Consider the following 19,517-nt stretch of genomic DNA (forward strand, 5'->3'; position numbering starts at 1 on the left):
GCCCCTCCCTATCCCTAGATCCACACGAGATGAAATCGAAGACAGCCCTAGCGCTCCTCTCCCTCCTGCCCCTCGGGGGGCTAGCTCTGGCCCAGGCCAAGAGTGACGAACCACAGAAGCAGAACATCATAGACGAGGTCGTCTGGATGGTAGGTGACGAGCCTATCCTCCTCTCCGATATCGAGTATCAGAAGCTCGTCCTCCGCAGCGAGGGACACACCGAGGGCGACCTCGACTGCGTCATCCCCGAGCGCATCGCTATACAGAAGCTCTTCCTCAACCAGGCCAAGATCGACAGCATCGAGGTAGGTGACACCCAGGTCAACCGTATGGTCGAGATGTGGATACAGAATGCCATCTCCCAGCTGGGATCGCAGGAGAAGCTCGAGGAGTACTTCAATAAGAAGATCGGCCAGATCCGCGAGGAGCAGGCCACCCAGGTGCGCAACGAGGAGATCGTACGTGCCATGCAGCAGCGCATCGCCCAGGATGTGCGTGTCTCGCCCTCCGAGATCAGCGCCTTCTACAAGCAGCTGCCGCAGGACAGCCTCCCCTTCGTCCCCAAGACGGTAGAGGTGCAGATCATCGCCATGCAGCCTCAGATCCCGCTCTCGGAGATCGACCGCGTCAAGGGCGTACTGCGTGGCTATGCCGATGACATCAATGCGGGCAAGCGCGAGTTCTCCACCATCGCTCGCCTCTACTCCGAGGACAAGCGTACGGCAGCCCAGGGCGGAGAGTACGGCTTCGTGGGCAAGGTGTCACTCGACCCTGCCTTCGCCACCGCCATCTTCAACCTCTCGGAGAAGAATCGCGTGTCCCCCATCATCAAGACCGATGAGGGCTACCACATCGCCCAGCTCATCGAGCGCCGCGGCGACCTGGTGAACTTCCGTCACATCCTCATCCGTCCCGTCGTCGAGGAGAAGGCGCTCGAGCAGGCCAGCGCCCGTCTGGACTCGGTCGCTGGCCTTATCAAGGACCAGCGCCTCACCTTCGAGCAGGCTGCCGAGCTCTACTCTGAGGACAAGAACACCTTCAACAACGGCGGACTAATGACCAATAGCTCCAATGAGAGCAACTTCTCCGGCTCGGCACTCTTCCGCTACGAGGAGCTCCCTCAGGACATCGCCAAGGTAGCCTACACGCTCAAGACAGGTGAGGTCTCCAAGCCCTTCACCATGCGCAACGACAAGGGCCTCGAGCAGGTAGCTATCATCCGCATCAAGGCTGAGCACGCCGAGCACATGGCGAACATGAACGCCGACTTCCGCACCATCAAGGAGATGGCGCTGGCCAAGAAGCGTGCCCGCATCATCGACGAATGGATACGGCAGAAGCAGCGCGAGACCTCCATCGTCATGGCTCCGCGCTACCGCGACTGCGCCTTCCAGTACCCAGGCTGGGTTCACGACAAGAAGTAGATGAAGCCTGCCAAGGAACAGCGACTCCCGATAGCCCTAGTCCTCGCCCTCATCCTCGGGGGGCTGAGCTATCTCCACTCTAGTGCGTCCTTCCGCTCCAGCTCCCTGGGCGGAGGGATGCGCGGCATATCGACCCTAGCCGACAGCAGCCAGCGAGGAGCCAAGGGACAGAGTAGCCGTATCTACATCGAGCACGCCGATCTGCTCAGCTACGACGCCTCGCTTCAGCCCGGCGTGCAGCGGCTCAAGGGCGGGGTCATCTTCAGACACGGCAACGCCCGCATGACCTGCGACAGCGCCTACATCAATGAGCAGGCGCAGACCTTCGAGGCCTTCGGCGAGGTGCACATGGTGCAGGGCGACACGGTCAATATGTACGCGCGCTACCTCTACTACGACGGTATCACGCGGCTGGCGAAGCTGCGCTACAACGTGCACCTGGCGAATAAGACCACCGACCTCTACACCGACAGCCTCGACTACGACCGCGTGGCTGACGTCGCCTACTACTTCGAGGGCGGATCCATCACCGACGCTGAGAACACGCTGACCTCGGACTACGGGCAGTTCCTCCCCGCGACGAACGACGCGGAGTTCCGCTACAACGTCAAGCTCGTCGGGCAGCGCACGACGCTCACCACCCAGCATCTCTACTACAACACCGGCACGCAGATAGGGAGCTACGAGGGCCCCACGCTCATCCAGTCCGACTCGGGCCGCATCGAGTCGCGGCGCGGCGTCTATGATGTACGGCGCGACGTGGGGATCCTCCTCGACCGCTCCACTGTCTTCTCGGGGGCGAAGAGCCTGACGGGGGACTCGATCTACTACGACGGCGTGGGCAAGTTCGGCGAGGCCTTCGGTCGCATGCACCTGACCGACACCGTGCAGCGTGCCCAGCTCTTCGGCGAGTACGGCTACTTCGACGACAAGCGTAGCTACGCCTTCGCCACACTGCGCGCCCATGCCGAGGAGTACTCGCAGAAGGACACGCTCTACGTGGCGGCCGACACGCTCGAGCTGATCAGCGTACCCATACACAATCGCTGGCAGCTGGATAGCGTGAAGCGCCTGCGAGCTGCAGGGGAGGAGGCCGACACCATGCAGCGCTACCTACGTGCCTACCGAGGCGTGCGCATCTACCGCCGCGATGCTCAGGCCGTGGCCGACTCGATGAGCTACGTGGCTAAGGACTCTGTCCTCTCGCTCTACGGCCGCCCCATCATGTGGAGCGAGCAGCGCCAGCTGCTGGGGGATACCACCGTCTTCTACTTCCGCGGGCGCAAGCTCGACTACGTGGACGTCCTAGGGAGCGTCCTAGCGGTCGAGCATATCGACAGCGTCGACTACTACAATCAGATGCAGGGCGAGCGCCTACGCGCCTACCTGCAGGATAGCACCATACGCCAGCTGGACGTCTTCGGCAGCGTGGAGTCCATTTTCTATATGAAGGAGGACAAGGGCCCCGACTACACGGGGCTCAACCGTATGACCAGCGCCGCCATGCAGCTGACGCTCGACTCGGGGCGCATCAAGAAGTCCCTTTGGACGGGGCCCGTCGAGGGCAAGGCCTACCCGCTCTCCATGGCAGGATCAGCAGAGGTCAACCGCCTCAAGAGCTTCGTCTGGGCCTCCGACCGCCGTCCCCTCAGCCGCGAGTCTATCGTGCAGTCCAGCGGGGGCGACAGCCTCCAGAGGCCAGGCAACACGCTAGCGGAGCTGCAGCGCTTCAGCGGCGCACGGGCAGCTCTCACAGCCTACGCGCCCTTCGAGCTCCAGGCGAAGGAGGACTCCCTGCGTAGCGACTCCATCGCACGCCACCTGGCGGGCCTCAGCCCCGAGGAATGGCGCCAGCTCTATCAGTACGTCCTCAGCCCAAGCAAGGACGATGCTCAACCCCACCAAAGACCGATCATAGACACATCATGGGTGTACAAAGTTTCTTCAAGCAGAGAAGGCCACGACAGTTCGAGCACAAGCTCATCTATTGGGATCCCCGTCGGGAGGAACTCCAGAAGCGGGTGGCGCGCGTCCGACAGGAGCTTGTCGCTTCGGGAGAACTAAGCGCCGAGGAGGCCCAGCGCCGTACGGCTGCCGAGGAGGCGCTCCCTACGGGCGAGGATCAGATGCTCCCCGACTCGGCCGAGCACTACGATCCCTCGAGCCAGGTACGCGGCAGCTTCATGCGCAGCACGCAGCACCTGCAGCGCCAGCACGAGCGTGGGCTGACGGCCGCTGACCGCGACCGCCGCACCATACGCCTGATGCTCGGGCTGCTGCTCCTGGGCTTTGCCTTCTGGTACTTCTTCCTGCGCTGATGAGTGATATCATCCGTCTCCTCCCCGAGACCATAGCCAATCAGATCGCGGCGGGCGAAGTCGTCCCCGCCCCTGCCTATATCGTCAAGGAGCTCCTAGAGAACTCGATCGACGCAGGCGCCACACGCATCCAGGTCGAGATCCTCGACGCGGGGCGCAGTGCCGTGCAGGTCACCGACGACGGCAAGGGCATGAGCCCGACCGATGCGCGTATGGCCTTCGAGCGCCACGCCACGTCCAAGCTCCGCGAGATCGAGGACCTCGACCGCCTGACCACGATGGGCTTCCGCGGCGAGGCCCTGGCGGCTATCGCCTCCGTCTGCCAGGTGCAGCTTCGTACCCGCACGGCCGAGGCCGAGCTGGGGACAGAGTTGCAGATCGAGGGCGCACGCGTCAAGAGCGCCGAGCCCTGTGCCTGCCCCGTCGGGACGACGCTCAAGGCGATGAACATCTTCTACAACACCCCCGGGCGGCGCAAGCACATCGAGGCACGCAAGGAGTCGACTGACCTCAGCGACATCTGGAAGGAGTTCGCCAAGGTAGCCCTAGCGAACCATCAGGTAGCCTTCGCCCTGCAGGGTGCGGGCAAGTATGACCGCCAGCTCCCCGCCACCTCGCTCAAGGAGCGCATCATAGGCGTGGGGGGGAGCAAGCTCGCCAAGGCGCTCATCCCCCTGAGCTACGAGAGCGAGTTCTGCACCATCCGCGGCTTCATCGGCACGCCCGGCACGGCGGTCAAGAGTGCCCCGCAGCAGTACCTCTTCGTCAATCAGCGCTTCATCCGCCACGCCTACTTCCACAAGGCCATACTGCTGGCCTATGAGAAGTTCGTCCCCGTCGGCACGCAGCCGCACTACTTCCTCTACTTCACCATCCCCGCAGCCAATATCGACGTGAACATCCATCCGCAGAAGACGGATGTACGCTTCACCGACGGCGAGCTCATCTTCAAGATCCTCGAGAGCATCGTGCGCGAGGCCTTCAACGCCCATGCGCTGGCGCCGCTCATAGACTTCGACAACAAGGTCTCCATCGACATCCCCGCCTACCCGGGGCGTCGTGAGGAGGTCAAGAGACTAGATCTAGACGAAGGGCAGGAGCCTCGCACAGAGGGGATGGAGGGCCTTCAGCTGAGCCTCGGTAGACCCGTGCGGCAGACGCTCTCAGGGCGCAGCTACCGCCCCCAGCTGCCCGAGCTGGACTGGAGCGAGCTGGGCGAGAGCTTCGAGAGCCGTAAGTACGACGAGCTGCCCGAGGGCGAGCTCTTCAGCCCCACGCCGACAGCTACCCCGAGCGGGGAAGCCGTCGGGGGCGGTATACGCCTCTCGCAGCTGGGCGCACAGCCCGCTCCTGCCGCAGCCCCCAGCGATATCCTCCTCTACCATGGGCGCTACGCCGTGACGCAGCTGGAGGATAGTCTGGCGCTGATCGACCTCAGGCGCGCCCTGCTCAGGGTGCGCTACGAGGAGCTGCTGCTGGGCCTCAGCGAGGGCAGCTACCCCTCCGAGCAGCCCCTCTTCCCTGAGGTACTGGAGTTCAGCCCCACGGAGCTGCCGACGGCGCAGCATATTATGGAGCTGCTTGCGCCGCTGGGCTTCGACTTCGGCGACCTAGGCAAGGGGCATTACTCCGTAGTGGAGGCACCGAGCTTCATGACGGAGAGCGCCATAGGCTTCGTGCGCCTCATCGTCGCCGACAGCCTCGAGACGCAGCGCGAGGACGCCAGCTACGTGCGGAGCTTCCTCGCGGAGGCTGCCGCCGAGGTACAGGTGCTCAAGGCCACCCTCCCGCGCAGCCCTCAGGAGGCACGCGAACTGATCGAGGAGCTGCTAGGCTGTACCGAGTCGATGACGACGCCCTCAGGCCAGCAGATCATCGCCCGCCTGCCCGAGAGCTTCGTCTCTAGCCTCTTCAGCTAGGCTAAGGCAGCCGCAGGCGAGCTAAGCTAAGTCAAGGCAGCCCACCTCCCCCACGCTAAGGCCGTTCCCCAGGTCGCCCCGCACGACGTCCCCAGCCTGCAGACAGCAACAAAGCCGAAGGGCAAGACCAAGCTACTGGTCTTGCCCTTCGGCTTTATTCCTTTAGGTAGTCGGGATGAGAAGACTCGAACTTCCGACCTCCACGTCCCGAACGTGGCGCGCTACCAACTGTGCTACATCCCGTGCTGTCACGCCTCGGGGGACATCGCCCCACTCGGCCTCAGCGCTGCAAAGGTAAGCAAAATGAATGACAGCCTGCAAGCCTCACCAAGATACGTACTAATACGCCTAGCCTCCAGCCCTATACCTATGCTGCGAGCAGACGAGGGGTACACCCCTGCTACAACACAATCCTTATAAGGGTCGCCCCTATAGGGCTCTGTTCTTAATCGTCATGCCTAACCCAGGGTTTGGTCGCCCTTGCAGGGCTACGCACCCTGGGCTTTGAGCGGATCGCCCCTATAGGGGCTTTACACCACGAGCACAGGTACAGTCCAAGCAGGCCATCTGCAGGGGTAGCTAAGGTCTTCAAGCTGAGCTCCCTTGAGCTCGACATAGGACAGTGCTTTAGGCCAACAACAGATGATACGAAAGCCCACTCAGCCACACGCAGTCCCCAATGCTAGTACATACGGATGGTCCCCACAGCTCCCCACTACCGCTAAAGGAGAGCCCTGTTGAGCCACAACAAGGCACCCTTGCAAGCCCCAAGGGGACAACTGCTAGCGAGCCACAACAAGGCACCACTTACAAGCCAAGGGACGACCCCTCTAAAGCCCAGGGTGCGTAGCCCTGAAAGGGCGACCAAACCCAGGGGCAGCCGAAGTAAAAAGAACAGAGCCCTAGCGGGGCGACCCCTTCAAGGCCCAGGGTGCGTAGCCCTGCAAGGGCGACCAAACCCTGGGTAAGCCGAAGTAAAAAGAACAGAGCCCCAGCGGGGCGACCCCTCCAAAGCCCAGGGTGCGTAGCCCTGAAAGGGCGACCAAACCCTGGGTAAGCCGAAGTAAAAAGAACAGAGCCCTAGCGGGGCGACCCCTCCAAAGCCCAGGGTGCGTAGCCCTGAAAGGGCGACCAAACCCTGGGTAAGCCGAAGTAAAAAGAACAGAGCCCTAGCGGGGCGACCCCTCCAAAGCCCAGGGTGCGTAGCCCTGAAAGGGCGACCAAACCCTGGGTTAGCCGAAGTAAAAAGAACAGAGCCCTAGCGGGGCGACCCCTTCAAGGCCCAGGGTGCGTAGCCCTGAAAGGGCGACCAAACCCTGGGTTAGCCGAAGTAAAAAGGACAGAGCCCTAGCGGGGCGACCCCTCCAAAGCCCAGGGTGCGTAGCCCTGCAAGGGCGACCAAACCCTGGGTAAGCCGAAGTAAAAAGAACAGAGCCCTAGCGGGGCGACCCCTCCAAAGCCCAGGGTGCGTAGCCCTGAAAGGGCGACCAAACCCTGGGGCAGGTAGTACAAATTAGGATAGAGCCCTACAGGGGCGACCCTTAGCCCGAATAGGAGGGCTTACTCTAGGCAGGCACTGTGGAGACGGCACGAGCACTCTGCGCAGAAGCGTAGGGCACTCGGTGGAGGCACCCCTCTAGCGAAGCAGCCAGGCCTATGTCCCCGCTCGGGGACATAGGCCTGGCTGTTCTTGTCGCTCGGCGGGCGGGACGGCTAGACGTCGCGGCCGGGACGGAGCTGCTCGGCGTCGTCGAGCGTCAGGATGCTATTGACGAGCGTCGCGGCGAGGTTGCTGCCGCCCTTACGCCCCTCGACGATGATCTTGGGGATATCCTTGAATACCTTAGCCATGTACTTCGACTCACGCACGTTGACGAAGCCCACGGGCGCAGCGATGATCCCCTGAGGATGGGCCTTGCCGCGGCGGATCAGCTCGCAGAGCTCGATGATGGCCGTCGGTGCATTGCCCACGGCGAAGAGCGCATCGGGGTGCTCCTCTACCGCCAGACGGATACCTGCCTGTGAGCGCGTAATGCCCTTGCTAGCAGCGATCTCAGCTACACGAGGATCGTTGAGGTAGCACTTGACCTCTACGCCGAGGCGCTCGAGGGCGCCCTTACGGATGCCCGAGGCGACCATGGTGACGTCGGTGATGACGGTCTTGAGTCGGCCCTCGACGACAGCCTGATGCATACGCTCGACAGCCTTGGGGTCGGTGTAGAGGATCTTCTCCATCTCGAAGTCCGCCGTCGTATGGATGCTGTGGATGAGCGCCCACTTATGGTCGAGGGGGACATTGGGGTTCGCCAGCTCGCTGTTGATGGTGCGGAAGCTCTCGATCATGATGCCCTGACCGACCTTGACATCCTGCTCCAGCTGCCCCTCACGGTAGTAGCCGCGGGGCGTGATGAAGTGCCCCTCCCAGTTGTAGCTCTGCGTATTGCCGATCAGCACCACGGTGAACATGTCCACCTGCTCGGGGTCGAACTCCGCCAGCGTCGTCAGCGTCACCTCCTGCTCGGGACGCCCTGCCTGGCGTACGTAGCCGACGGGCGTATCGGGCGAGCGGTGCTGGGAGAAGATCTCGATGAGGCGGTAGAGCTGCCAGTAGCGGCCCTGGCTCTTGGGGTTGTAGATAGCGGTAATGAAGTCGCCATAGGCTGCGGCCTCGATGCGGCGCTCGATGCGCAGCCAGGGCGTCATGAGGTCACTCAGCGATAGGATGCAGAGGTCGTGGCCGATGGGGCAGCCCAGCAGTGCTGCGGCCTTCTGGAAGGCACTGATCCCAGGCAGTACCTCGACCTCCAGCCCCTCGATGCCCTTGTCGCGCATCATCTCGTAGATGAGGGGGGACATGCCGTAGATACCAGCGTCACCCGAACTGATGACGCAGACGGTCTTGCCCTCGAGAGCGTAGTTGATGGCCTCCTCGGCACGCTGGCGCTCGGCCTTCATACCGCTGTCTACACAGACAGCGTCGGGGCGCAGATAGGCCTTGACGAAGCGGAAATAATACTTGTATCCTACGATGACATCCGACTCTTGGACGGCGCGCAGCACCGCGGGGGTGATGTCCTCCTCGCTGCCTGGCCCGATGCCGGCGACGATGATCTTATTCTTGTTCATTATGGATGGCTTAAATGCTTTGTTTTGGTCTGTCGACTGCAAAGATAGCCTAAATCCCTCAAGCCCTAAATATCGCGGGCGCTGTAAGCGGGCGAAGGCCTCCCCTCTCTCCAGCCTACGAAGGCTCGTCCAAGTCCGCCCCATGCAGCGCACCAGGAGGCCGCAGCACGACGACAGCCACTCCCCGCCTCGCTGAAGGATATCCCTCAGCCTCCCCACCGACGTCCCTCAGCGCCGCGACGGATAGCCCTCAGCGAGCTGACGGATATCCCTCAGGAGGCCTCCCCCACGAGCCTAGCGACGACGCGGCATAGATCCCACACTTAGCCCCAGGCGGACAAGGGCAAGATACCCTCAGCATATTCACCAGCCATCAGCTAAGGAGAGAAGGCTAAGCGAGCCCCTAAGGGGCGAACCTCCACACAAGGGCTAGCGAAGGCTGTGCCGTGCTCCTGCTGCACGACGAAGGCTTTGAGGGTCGCCCCTGTAGGGCTCTATCCTATTTACTTCATCTTACCCAGGGTTTGGTCGCCCTTGCAGGGCTGCGCACCCTGGGCTTTGAATGGATCGCCCCGCTGGGGCTCGTCAGGGCGCAGGCAGCCAAGGAAAACAAGGATAAGGTACAGCCAACTTGTACGGCACTCCATGAAGCGGACACGGCAGGACACAAAAAAGGCCGCGGCTACCGCAGTCCCTCGGTGAGGAGGGAGCACGGCAGCCGCGGCACACAGCTTATAAAGAGGAAGAAGCTCTCCTAGTAGTTAGGGTTCTGCTTCAGATTCTCAGGGTTGGCCTGGATATCATCGGCAGGGATGGGATAGAGCTTGCGGTAGTCGTCGATGCTCTTGCCACCAGCCTCACCGCCCTTCCAAGGCCAGAGGTAGCTATTACCCGTGAAGAGGCCGAAGCGGATGAGGTCGGTACGGCGCTGAGCCTCCCAGTAGAGCTCACGTCCACGCTCGGCGAGCAGCTCCTTCAGATCAGGCAGCGCACTGTAGTTGCCCGAGGCATTGCCATAGGCACGGGTGCGCAGGAGATTGAGGTACTGCAGGGCCTTGGTAGCGTCGGCATGGCCGCGGACGGCTGCCTCTGCATAGTTGAGGTAGAGCTCCGCTAGACGCAGCAGGGGGAAGTCGGTATCGGCGTGGTCACCGTTGCTGCCGTTGGCGCCTGCGCTGGTGACGTTGCGGAACTTGTAGACATAGACCCCTTGGTCAAAGTTCTTGACGTCGGAGATGGTCGACGTAGCCGCAGCCTTCATCAGGCAGCGCTTATCGGTCGCCGTGTGCGTACCGAAGAGCTCGAGCAGCGTTGTGGTAGCGCGGTTACCCTGCCAGCCTCCGTTGACGCCCATATTCACTCCAGTGACGGCCTTAGCCGTACCCCCCGTGGAGGCATTGATGAGGTAGGTCATCCCACCCCAGTTCTGCGAGCGCTGACCATCATAGTTGATGGAGAGCAGCACCTCGGGGTTATTGACATTGTTGTCCGCCAGGAAGAGGTGGCTGTAGTCCGACTTGAGGCTATAGCTCCCCGAGGAGATGACGCGCTCGGCGTACTGAGCTGCATCGGCGTAGCGCTGCGTCCCGGTGTAGACCTCGGCATTGAGGTAGAGGCGGGAGAGGAGCGCCCAGGCAGCAGCCTTGTCGGCACGGCCGTAGCCCGCAGCCTTAGGCGCTAGCAGGTCGGCATCGATGGCCTTGAGCTCGCTCTCGATGTACTTGAAGAGCTCGGCACGGCTGATCTGCTGGGGGTAGACCTTACCCGTAGCGGTCGCCTCGGTGACGAAGGGAGGATTGCCATAGAGGTCGATGAGCACCCAGTACTGGTAGGCGCGCAGGAAGCGCACCTCAGCACGGTAGGCACGGATGGTCGCATCGTCGGCGCGGGACTCCGTGTTGCGCAGGAAGTCGCTGGCGAGCTTGATCTGGTAGAGCGAGCGGTAGTAGAGCCCACGGACGAAGGGGTTGGAGGCCGACCAGCTGTGTACGTGGATGTCGGGCAGCCCCTGGTCCCCCCAGGCATTGATGGCTAGCTCGGTGGGGAGCTCCTGCAGGACGAAGAGCTGGCGTAGGAAGTCGCTCGAGCCCTCGTCGATCCCAGCGATGTCGGCGCCGTTGCCTTCTCGGGCATCCCCCCCATTACCCGAGAGGCCGTAGGCGCCATAGACCTTGGCTAAGGCCTGCAGCGTCTTGGCAGGATCGGAGAAGATCTTCTCTGGGGTCTCTCCGTTGGTAGGGAAGCGATCCAGATCCTTAGTGCAGGAGCTGAGCCCCAGCAAGGAGGCAGCGCTCAGCACGAGTAGCCCTCGGCGGAGGGTCTTCTTATCTGTATGCATATTCGCGATGGTAGCTTAGAGGGAGAATGAGAGGTTGAGCGTATAGGTGCGGGGGACAGGATAGAGGCTGAAGTCAATCGAGCGCTCGGGGTCTACACCCTTGTAGCTGGAGAGCGTGAAGACATTCTGCACCGTAGCCGAAGCACGCAGGCTCGTACGACCGAGGATGCGACCGAAGTCGTAGCCAAGGGTCAGGTTGTCCATCTTGAGGAAGGAGGCACGATGGAGGAAGTAGTCAGAGAGCATCTGCTTCTCCCCAGCGTTGGCGAAGTTGGAGTGGTTGATCTCGTAGGTCGTATTCTTGAAGTACTGACCCGAGTTCAGCACCGCGGCGTGGTTCGCCATATAGGCGTTGACGTTGTCGTAGATATAGTTGCCGAGGTTGGAGCGCAGGGAGGTCGAGAGCCGTCCAGCGGTCGAAGGTCAGCGTCGTGGAGAGGCCCATGACGACCTTAGGCTCGGGGTCGAAGGCGCGGTACTTGTCGAGGTCGTTGATGGTCTTGTCTCCATTGAGGTTCTCGACCTGATCCTCCAGAGGCTTGCCATCCGCACCGTAGACCTGCTTGTAGACGAAGAAGGTCGAGGGCGCATAGCCCACGCTGTGGATCTGGACGTAGCTACCCGTAGCCCCCTGCACACCACCCGTAGGCACGCCCTGGTAGCCAGGGATCTCGACGGCGTTGAGCTTGGTGATGCGGGTATCGTTGGCACTGATGTTGTAGTTGACATCCCAGGTGAAGCGCTTCGTCTGGATGGGCGTAGCGCTGAGGCTGAGCTCGAAGCCCTTGCTGTCGATGTTCCCTACGTTGGTCAGGATACGGTTGGAGAAGTTGGCCCCCGCTGGTACGGGGATCTCGTTCAGCAGGTCCTTGGTCTTGCGCTGATAGAAGTCCAGCGTACCGGAGAGGCGGTTGCCGAGGAAGGCGAAGTCCAGACCCACGTTGTAGGTAGCGGTCGTCTCCCAGTGGATATCCGCATCGTAGGCCGCAGGGCGCAGCATATTGTAGTAGGTGTCGCCGAGCTGGTAGCGGTTGGTGTTCGTCGAGAGCGCGTAGAAGGGCAGGTAGGTGTAGTTACCGATGCCGTCCTGCTGCCCCGTGACGCCGTAGCCAAGGCGGAGCTTCAGGTCATCAATCCAGGAGATGGGCTTGAGGAAGGACTCCTGGTTCATGCGCCAGGCCAGAGCAAGAGCGGGGAAGACGCCCCAGCGCTGGTCCTTACTGAAGCGCGAGGAGCCGTCGGTACGTACCGTAGCCGTCAGCAGATAGCGGTCCATCAGGTTGTAGTTGAGACGGCCGTAGAAGGACACGAGGGTATTCTGGGGATAGTCTACGGGGAAGACGGGGTTGGTGACCAGCGTCTTGTCGTAGGTGTAGTCAGGGGCGTTGTGCACCGAGGTCTTCCAGTCCTGATAGGAGTACCCAGCCATGACATCGAGGCGGCCCTTGAGGGCAGGGATGTCCTTGGCATAGTTGGCGTAGAAGTCCAGCAGGAGGCTGCGCTTCTGCTGCTCGTAGCTGTTGTTGGTCCCGCTCTTGAGGACGTCGGGCTGCCCAGCACGCTTCAGCGTGTAGCGCTGCCAGCCCAGAGAGGAGTTCTCAGGGATGACGACCGAGCCCTTACCCGAGGCGTAGTCGTAGCCGAGGTTGAGGTTAAAGCGGAGCTCGGGGAGGAAGTGGAGCTTGTAGTCCAGCTGGAGGTTGGCGATCGTACGGAAGACGTCACTGATGTCCTCCTTCTGCTCGAGCAGCGCTACAGGGTTGCGGGGAGCGAGCGTGCGGAGGTTGGAGCCGTCCAGCCAGGTGAAGTAGCCGCCGAAGGGCTGATAGAGGGCATCGCTGCTGCGGACAGGACGCGTAGGGTCGAACTCTACGGCCGCACGGATGGCGTCCTTATTCGCGAAGCGATTGTGCGTAGCGCTGAACTTAGCGTTAGCGTCTACCGAGAGGTGGTTGTCGAAGAAGCGGGGGCTGAGGCTGAGCGAGCCGCTGGCGCGGTTCATCTTATCCGTCTTCAGTACCCCTTCCTGGTGGTAGAAGCCAGCGCTGGCACGGTAGGGCAGCTTGCCCGCAGCACCACTGACGCTGATGTTGTAGTCACCGCCGTAGGCTAGCTGATAGATCTCGTCCTGCCAGTCGGTGCTCGCCGTGCCCAGCTTGGATACGGAGCCAGGAGCGATGCGCTGGATGAGGGCGCGGTAGTCATCGGCAGAGAGGACCTTGACGCGACGGGCAGCCTCGCTGAGCGAGTTCTGCACCGAGACGGCGATCTGGGTCTTCTGGCCCATCTTCCCCTTCTTGGTCGTGATCATGATGACCCCGTTGGAGGCACGCGAGCCGTAGATGGCCGTAGCGGAGGCGTCCTTGAGGACGTTCATCGTGGCGATATCCTGAGGATTGAGCGTGCTGAGGATGCTGGGTGCACCAGAGACGGCCGAGTTCTCGATGGGTACCCCGTCGATGACAATCAGCGGGTCGTTGCTAGCATTGAGCGAGGCGCCACCGCGGATGCGGATACGACCGCCTGCACCAGGCGAACCCTCGGGGGTGATCTGCACCCCGGCTACCTTACCGACGAGCAGGTCGCTAGCCGTGGAGATAGCCCCCTTCTGGAAGCTCTTCTCCCCGATAGAGGTGATGGAGCCGGTGAGGTCCTTCTTCTGCATCGAGCCGTAGCCGATGACGACGACCTCCTTGAGGGACTTGGCCTCCTCTGCGAGGGTGATGGTGAGGGGGAGCTTGCTCGTAGAGAGGTCCACCGTCAGGCTCTTGTAGCCGATGCTAGTGACCACGAGGTGTCCCTTGCGAGGCGCGGATACGGTGAAGTTACCCTCGATGTCGGTGACGGCACCCTTGGGCGTCTCGCGCACCTTGACCGAAGCGCCAATGATTGCTTCGCCCTTCTCGTCGATCACGCGGCCCTTGACCTGGATCTCCTGCGCTAGTGCAGGCAGAGCCACCAGGAGCAGCGAGAGCGCAAGGAGGGTAAGGCGTAAAATCCTTTTCATTCTACGTACTGATAAAGTGAGTGTATGGGATAAAGAGTCCTTGGACACACACTAGGCCGCAGCGCGAGGCTTGTTGTCGACGCTGCAGCCTAGTGCTCGTGGTCCAAAGCGTATTACTTCGTCGCGTCAGGGATGATAGAGATGGCGAAGCCACCACCAGGGGCTGAGGCAAGGCTCAGCTTGCTCCCCTTACGTACCTTGACCTTACGGATGGTGTAGACCTCAGGGTTGGTCTTGTAGTGTGCCCCCTTGGCATCGGCGTAGATGGTAGCCGTGTAGCTCTTGCCTGCATCGAGGAAGTCCAGCGTCAGCTGGCTCTTGTGCCCCTCGTAGCCAGCAACGTTGCCGACGAACCAGCTATCCTTGCCCTTAGCCTTACGGGCGATGGTGATGTACTCCCCTGGCTCAGCCTCGAGGATCTTGCTGTCGTCCCAGTCCACAGCCACGTCCTTGATGAACTGGAAGGCATCCATGTGGCGCTCGTAGACCTCGGGCAGGTCGGCAGCCATCTGCAGCGGGCTGTACATCGTCACGTAGCAGGCCAGCTGGTTACAGATGGTCGTATTGACGTGCGAGTTATTGTCTGGGTTGTACTTATTGATGTCCATCTGGAAGATCCCAGGCGTGTAGTCCATGGGGCCACCGATGAGACGGGTGAAGGGCAATACGGTGAGGTGGTTGGGCTTGTTCCCGCCGAAGGACTGGTACTCCTGACCACGTGCCGACTCCTGCGCGATGAGGTTGGGGTAGGTACGGCTCAGACCCGTCATGTGGACGGACTCGTGGGCGTTGACCGAGATCTTGTGCTTGGCAGCCTCCTTGACGGCGTGCAGGTAGTGGTTGACCATGCTCTGCCCGTAGTGGTACTCACCGCGGGGGATGATGTTGCCTACGTAGCCGCTCTTGACGGCGGTGTAGCCATTGTCGACCATGAACTTGTAGGCGCGCTCCATGTGACGTTCGTAGTTGGTCACCGAGCCCGAGGTCTCGTGGTGCATGATGATCTGCACGCCCTTGCTCCTAGCGTAGTCACGCAGCTCAGCGACGTTGAAGTCAGGGTAAGGCGTGACGAAGTCGAAGACGCGATCCTTCGAATTACCGAACCAATCCTCCCAACCGATATTCCAGCCCTCGACTAGGACAGCATCGAAGCCGTGCTTAGCGGCGAAGTCGATGTACTTCTTCACATTAGCCGTATTGGCGGCGTGCTTCCCGTTAGGCTTGACCTTCGTGTAGTCGGTCTTCCCGATCTTGACGTAGGGCAGGTCGTCGGTGTAGGCCCAGGTGCTCATCCCCGTGATCATCTCCCACCAGACGCCCACGTACTTGATGGGCTTGATCCAGTCGGTCGTCTCGTAGGCGCAGGGCTCGTTGAGGTTGTAGGTCAGCTTAGAGGCAAGGATGTCGCGTGCATCGCGGCTGACGATAGCCGTACGCCAGGGCGTATTGAAGGGTGCCTCGATGTGCCCGCGGTTGCCCTGAGCATCGGGCGTCAGCTCCACGCGGAAGGTCATCGTCTTGTCATCCAGATCAAGGTTGATGGCAGGGAAGTCGATGAGCGCAGCCTCGTGCAGGTTGATGTAGACGTTCTTGTCCGTCTTGAGCATCAGCGGCGTCTGTACCCCAGTCTTGGAGAAAGCCTTCTGGGAGGTATTCTCCGTGAAGGCCTTATCGAAGAGCCCACGCACCTCCGACAGGCGGCTGTGTACGTAGTCATACTCCTCCGTATCGTAGTCGCCTGGGATCCAGTGCGCCTTGTGGTCACCCGTCATGGCGAATTCGGTGAGCTCGCGCTTGACTACGTAGAAGTTGCGATCCTTGCCGCCAGGGAACTCATAGCGGAAGCCCAGCCCGTCGTCGAAGAGACGGAAGCGGATGGCGATGGGGTCGCCGTTGCTCTTCTTCTTGAGCGTGACGAGAAGCTCATTATAGTGGTTGCGGATCTCCTTGACCTCGCCCCAGACGGGCTTCCAGGTCTCGTCGAAGGTCGACTCTTTGGTATCGGTGACCTCTAGCCCCTTGTCGAAGGACTTCTTGGCATCCGTCATCTCGAGCCCTAGGTGGCTCGGGCGGATGATCTCCTGCCCATCGGCGAAGGAGAGTCGATACATTGGGGCACCCTCCTTAGTCATGGAGAAGTGCAGCTGCAGCCCCTTGTTGGGCGAGCTGATCGTCTGTGCCAGAGCGCTCCAGCTCCCCGAGAGAGCCAGGGCACAAGCGACGATCCAATGCTTGGCGTGCATCATACCTTGTCTTATATCTATAAAATGAATGTGCGGGAGACTGTCTGTACCCTATCCAAAGTTGCTCATCAGGGAGCGGCCAGCGGGCGCAGGATGCGGCCCCTCTTGCCCCTTAGAGCACGCAAATATAGAGATAAAGAAGCAGAATAAAAGCCCCCTTTTCCTTAAATAATTAAGGAAGCGCGACAGCACTTTGATATAAAACCCCTCCCTTTAGCCGCACAGTTAAAAGAGCTCCTCGTCGAGACGGTCCAGATCTAGTCTTAGGAGGCTCCCCCAGGCAGTAGACTAAGGAACACTAAACCAAGACACTAAGCCCCATGAGCACCGTAGTCGAAGCCTTCCTAAGACTTTCCCCCAAGCCGCAAGCCTGCCGCTCCTCGTCTAGCCTCGGTTACTGTCTAGACGACTTTGCAAAAGGCTCGTCTATCGAGCCCCCAGCAAGCGAAGTTCAACGCTCCAAGTCCCCTCAACAGCCTCCCCACGGCCTAAGGACGCAGCAAGACCACAGCCTAATGCCGCCCTCCCCACAAGGCCGCGGCAGGGACGAAGCTACCCCACTTACACTGACATCTAAAGCACCCGAAGCCTATGCGCTACCCTTGGATGAGAACAAAAGGCCTCGTAAGCCCCAACGGGGCGACCCGTCCAAAGCCCAGGGTGAGGGAACGCTGGAGGCGTGACGGAACCCTGGGTTTTGGTACATCCATATTCAAAGAGCCCTACAGGGGCGACCCTCAAAGCTGGTCAGCGTGTGATCGGCACGGCACTCCTCGCGCTCTACGAAGGCTTTGAGGGTCGCCCCTGTAGGGCTCTCTCCTTTTTGCCACGCCTAACCCAGGGTTTGGTCGCCCTTGCAGGGCTACGCACCCTGGGCTTTGGACGGGTCGCCCCGCTGGGGCTTAGCCTCCCCTCTCCAGCACGGCCGAAGCAAGGTCAGCAACTTGGTCTATCTTGTACTTCAGTTCAGCTCAAGGGCTTCGCTCCTATTGCTGATACGGAGGGTACTTAAACCCTCGAAGTCCTCCCCAGCGAACTACGTGTCAGGAGGAGGCCCGCTGAGGGGTATCAGTCAGAAGACTGAGGGACGCCAGTCAGCGCCGCAAGGGATAGCAGTGAGGTCGCTGAGGGATATCCCTCACGAAGCTCGCAGCAGGGAGGGAGCGTTCTTCTCATACAGTCCCAGTAAAGGACTGGATTTATCCAAACCAAGCTCTGTCCTTAGCCGCAACACAAGTTAGCCCCTAACCAAAACACAAGGATACGTCTAGTCGAAACCAAAGTTAGTCTCTACTCAAAGAGCAAGGATACCCCTAGCCGAGGTATAAGGGCAGGCCTAGCCGAGGCGAGTAAACGCAAGCGACCGCCCCCCACGAAGCTGGGAGGCGGTCGCTATACAATAATAATATAAGGCGCGAAGCGCTAGTGGCCGAAGATCGAACTGAAGCCGGGCTGACGACGCAGCTGGGCGAACTCGAGGTCCTGATCTACGCGCTGCGCGAGGCTGGGATCCAGCTGGAGCGTACGCTGCAGCGCCGTCAGCGCCTCCTTCGTATCGTTGCTGCGGGCAGCGACGATAGCACGCAGATAGTAGGTCGTAGCGTTGGGCTGCTTGATCGCGGCGATCGTCTGCAGCGCCTTGCTGTAGTCGCGGGCTAGGATGTGCGCTACTACGGCATTGTTGCTCGCGAAGTCCCCGAAGGACGTGCTGGCCTTGACATAGTCGCCCTGACGCAGGTAGAGGTAGCCAAGGGCCTGACCAGCGCCAGGCAGCGCGCTGCCCTCTGCCATCAGTTCGGTAGCCTTCTTCAGATCTCCGTCACGCAGGCTCAGGAGGCCGAGATTCATCTGGCTCTCGGGGTTGGCCTTATGCTTGAGGGCCTGCTCGAACCAGTACTTGGCGGAGGCGAAGTCCTGACGCTCGAGGCAGATCGCACCGATGTTATTGTAGGAGCGGTAGTCCTTGGGGTACTTCTGAATGGTCATCTTGTAGATGTTCTCCTGCTGCACGAGGTCGCTGGTGAGGGTCGCGGCGTAGAGCAGCTCCTCGAGGGAGAGGGCGGCGGGGAACTTGGTCAGCAGCTCCTGGATCTCCTGGTCGCTCTTGCCGAGGATCTTGATATTGGCGATCAGACGCGAGCGGCGCAGCTTGGGCAGCACCTCGTCGGCGAGCTTGCTGAAGACGGCCGAGATGTTGCGGATCTCGCGCTCGCGCTGCTCGGGATCAGGGTACATGCTCAGTACACGCAGTACCAGATCCTTGTCCTGGAAGTTGCTCTGCTCGACTAGCTTCTTGAAGCCCTCCCAGTCCTGAGCCGTGTAGTGGGCGTCGATGGAGACGTCGCCGAGCTTCTCGCGACGGAACTTGCCCTTCAGTACCGAGGTCGTGTTCTTCTCGCGGCTGGCGCTGAGCTTCTCGTTGAGCTCCTTACCGCCATCGGGCGAGGCATAGGCCTGGACCTCGACCGAGACGCGCTGGTTGGGCGTCTCGTTGGCGTTCTGCACCGTGTACTGCCACTCGGTGACCTCCTCCTTGGTCAGCTCGCTGGAGCGGACATTGGACTGCTGGATCTGGAACATGATATTGGCGTCGTAGGCCTCATTGATGACCTTCTGGAAGGCGTCAGGCGCGATGATAGGCGTCACACCCGCCAGCGTGGCCAGCGCCTCGGTAGCCAGCACGCCATCCGCGACCTTGAGCTCGGGGAGGCTGACGACACGGCTGCCCTGCTTGCCCTTAAAGCTCAGGAAGAGCTCGCTGCGCTGCATGGCTGGCTGATAGGGGATGGTGAAGTTCACCGAGCTATTGGAGCCAACGGCGTAGCGCACTACGCGCTCGTTGCCGAGCACCTTCTCGCCCTGGAATCCAGCACCAGCGCCCCACTTCTCGCCGCCCTTGTAGCGCAGCACGGGGACGATGGTCAGCTGGGCGTCCTTAGGGAACCACTTGGCGGGGAAGGTCAGGTGCACCGTGATGGGGACTTGACCACCGACAGCCTCCAGGGGCTGCGGCTCGGCCTTGACGAGGTCTGCTGTGAGCGGGCGGAGCTTCGTCCCACAGCTCGTAGTGATGAGTAGCAGTGCCGTGCTCAGCAGGGCTACCGTTGGGGTCTTCTTAATCATGAAGGTGTGCTTATAGATT

Annotated in this window: 10 protein-coding genes and 1 tRNA gene; 4 read left to right on the plus strand and 7 right to left on the minus strand. The window is 61.2% G+C overall.

The window, feature by feature from the left end; translation table 11 throughout:
- Nucleotides 1-29: 29 nt before the first annotated feature.
- From J4862_RS05820 to mutL, 4 genes are read left to right on the plus strand one after another with little or no spacing between them, the layout of a single operon-like run.
- On the plus strand, nucleotides 30-1,424 hold the full coding sequence (locus J4862_RS05820; RefSeq protein WP_211788188.1) for a peptidylprolyl isomerase: 1,395 nt from the start codon (nucleotides 30-32) through the stop codon (nucleotides 1,422-1,424).
- On the plus strand, nucleotides 1,425-3,488 hold the full coding sequence (locus J4862_RS05825; RefSeq protein ID WP_211788189.1) for an OstA-like protein: 2,064 nt from the start codon (nucleotides 1,425-1,427) through the stop codon (nucleotides 3,486-3,488). It begins immediately after the preceding gene.
- Nucleotides 3,446-3,742, plus strand: coding sequence for a hypothetical protein (locus J4862_RS05830; protein WP_211788190.1), 297 nt, complete (start codon nucleotides 3,446-3,448; stop codon nucleotides 3,740-3,742). Before J4862_RS05825 ends, J4862_RS05830 begins: the two co-directional genes overlap by 43 nt.
- Complete coding sequence (mutL, locus tag J4862_RS05835; protein ID WP_211788191.1) at nucleotides 3,742-5,661, plus strand: DNA mismatch repair endonuclease MutL; 1,920 nt, start codon at nucleotides 3,742-3,744, stop codon at nucleotides 5,659-5,661. Before J4862_RS05830 ends, mutL begins: the two co-directional genes overlap by 1 nt.
- Before the next feature lie 170 nt (nucleotides 5,662-5,831).
- Here mutL and J4862_RS05840 read toward each other — a convergent pair.
- The 7 genes from J4862_RS05840 to J4862_RS05865 form a co-directional block, all read right to left on the minus strand.
- Nucleotides 5,832-5,904 (minus strand) — tRNA-Pro (locus J4862_RS05840).
- 1,470 nt (nucleotides 5,905-7,374) lie between these two features.
- On the minus strand, nucleotides 7,375-8,787 hold the full coding sequence (gene cobJ / locus J4862_RS05845; protein WP_211788192.1) for a precorrin-3B C(17)-methyltransferase: 1,413 nt from the start codon (nucleotides 8,785-8,787) through the stop codon (nucleotides 7,375-7,377).
- A gap of 754 nt (nucleotides 8,788-9,541) precedes the next feature.
- The gene (locus tag J4862_RS05850) at nucleotides 9,542-11,125 is read right to left on the minus strand and encodes a RagB/SusD family nutrient uptake outer membrane protein (protein WP_211788193.1); all 1,584 of its coding nucleotides are present in this window, start codon (nucleotides 11,123-11,125) and stop codon (nucleotides 9,542-9,544) included.
- A 15-nt stretch (nucleotides 11,126-11,140) separates the two neighbouring features.
- Nucleotides 11,141-11,470, minus strand: a complete 330-nt coding sequence (locus J4862_RS08840; protein WP_249107403.1) for a hypothetical protein — start codon at nucleotides 11,468-11,470, stop codon at nucleotides 11,141-11,143.
- Nucleotides 11,361-14,132 (minus strand): SusC/RagA family TonB-linked outer membrane protein, encoded by a 2,772-nt coding sequence (locus J4862_RS05855; protein WP_249107404.1) that lies wholly within the window; start codon nucleotides 14,130-14,132, stop codon nucleotides 11,361-11,363. The genes J4862_RS08840 and J4862_RS05855 overlap by 110 nt, the downstream gene beginning before the upstream one ends.
- A gap of 113 nt (nucleotides 14,133-14,245) precedes the next feature.
- Nucleotides 14,246-16,378, minus strand: coding sequence for a glycoside hydrolase family 97 protein (locus J4862_RS05860; protein WP_211788194.1), 2,133 nt, complete (start codon nucleotides 16,376-16,378; stop codon nucleotides 14,246-14,248).
- A gap of 1,419 nt (nucleotides 16,379-17,797) precedes the next feature.
- Entirely contained in the window at nucleotides 17,798-19,498 is a 1,701-nt protein-coding gene (locus J4862_RS05865) for a hypothetical protein (protein ID WP_211788195.1), read from the minus strand.
- Between the last annotated feature and the right edge of the window lie 19 nt (nucleotides 19,499-19,517).

Source organism: Porphyromonas sp. oral taxon 275 (genome assembly GCF_018127745.1).
In the GTDB taxonomy this organism is placed as follows: domain Bacteria; phylum Bacteroidota; class Bacteroidia; order Bacteroidales; family Porphyromonadaceae; genus Porphyromonas.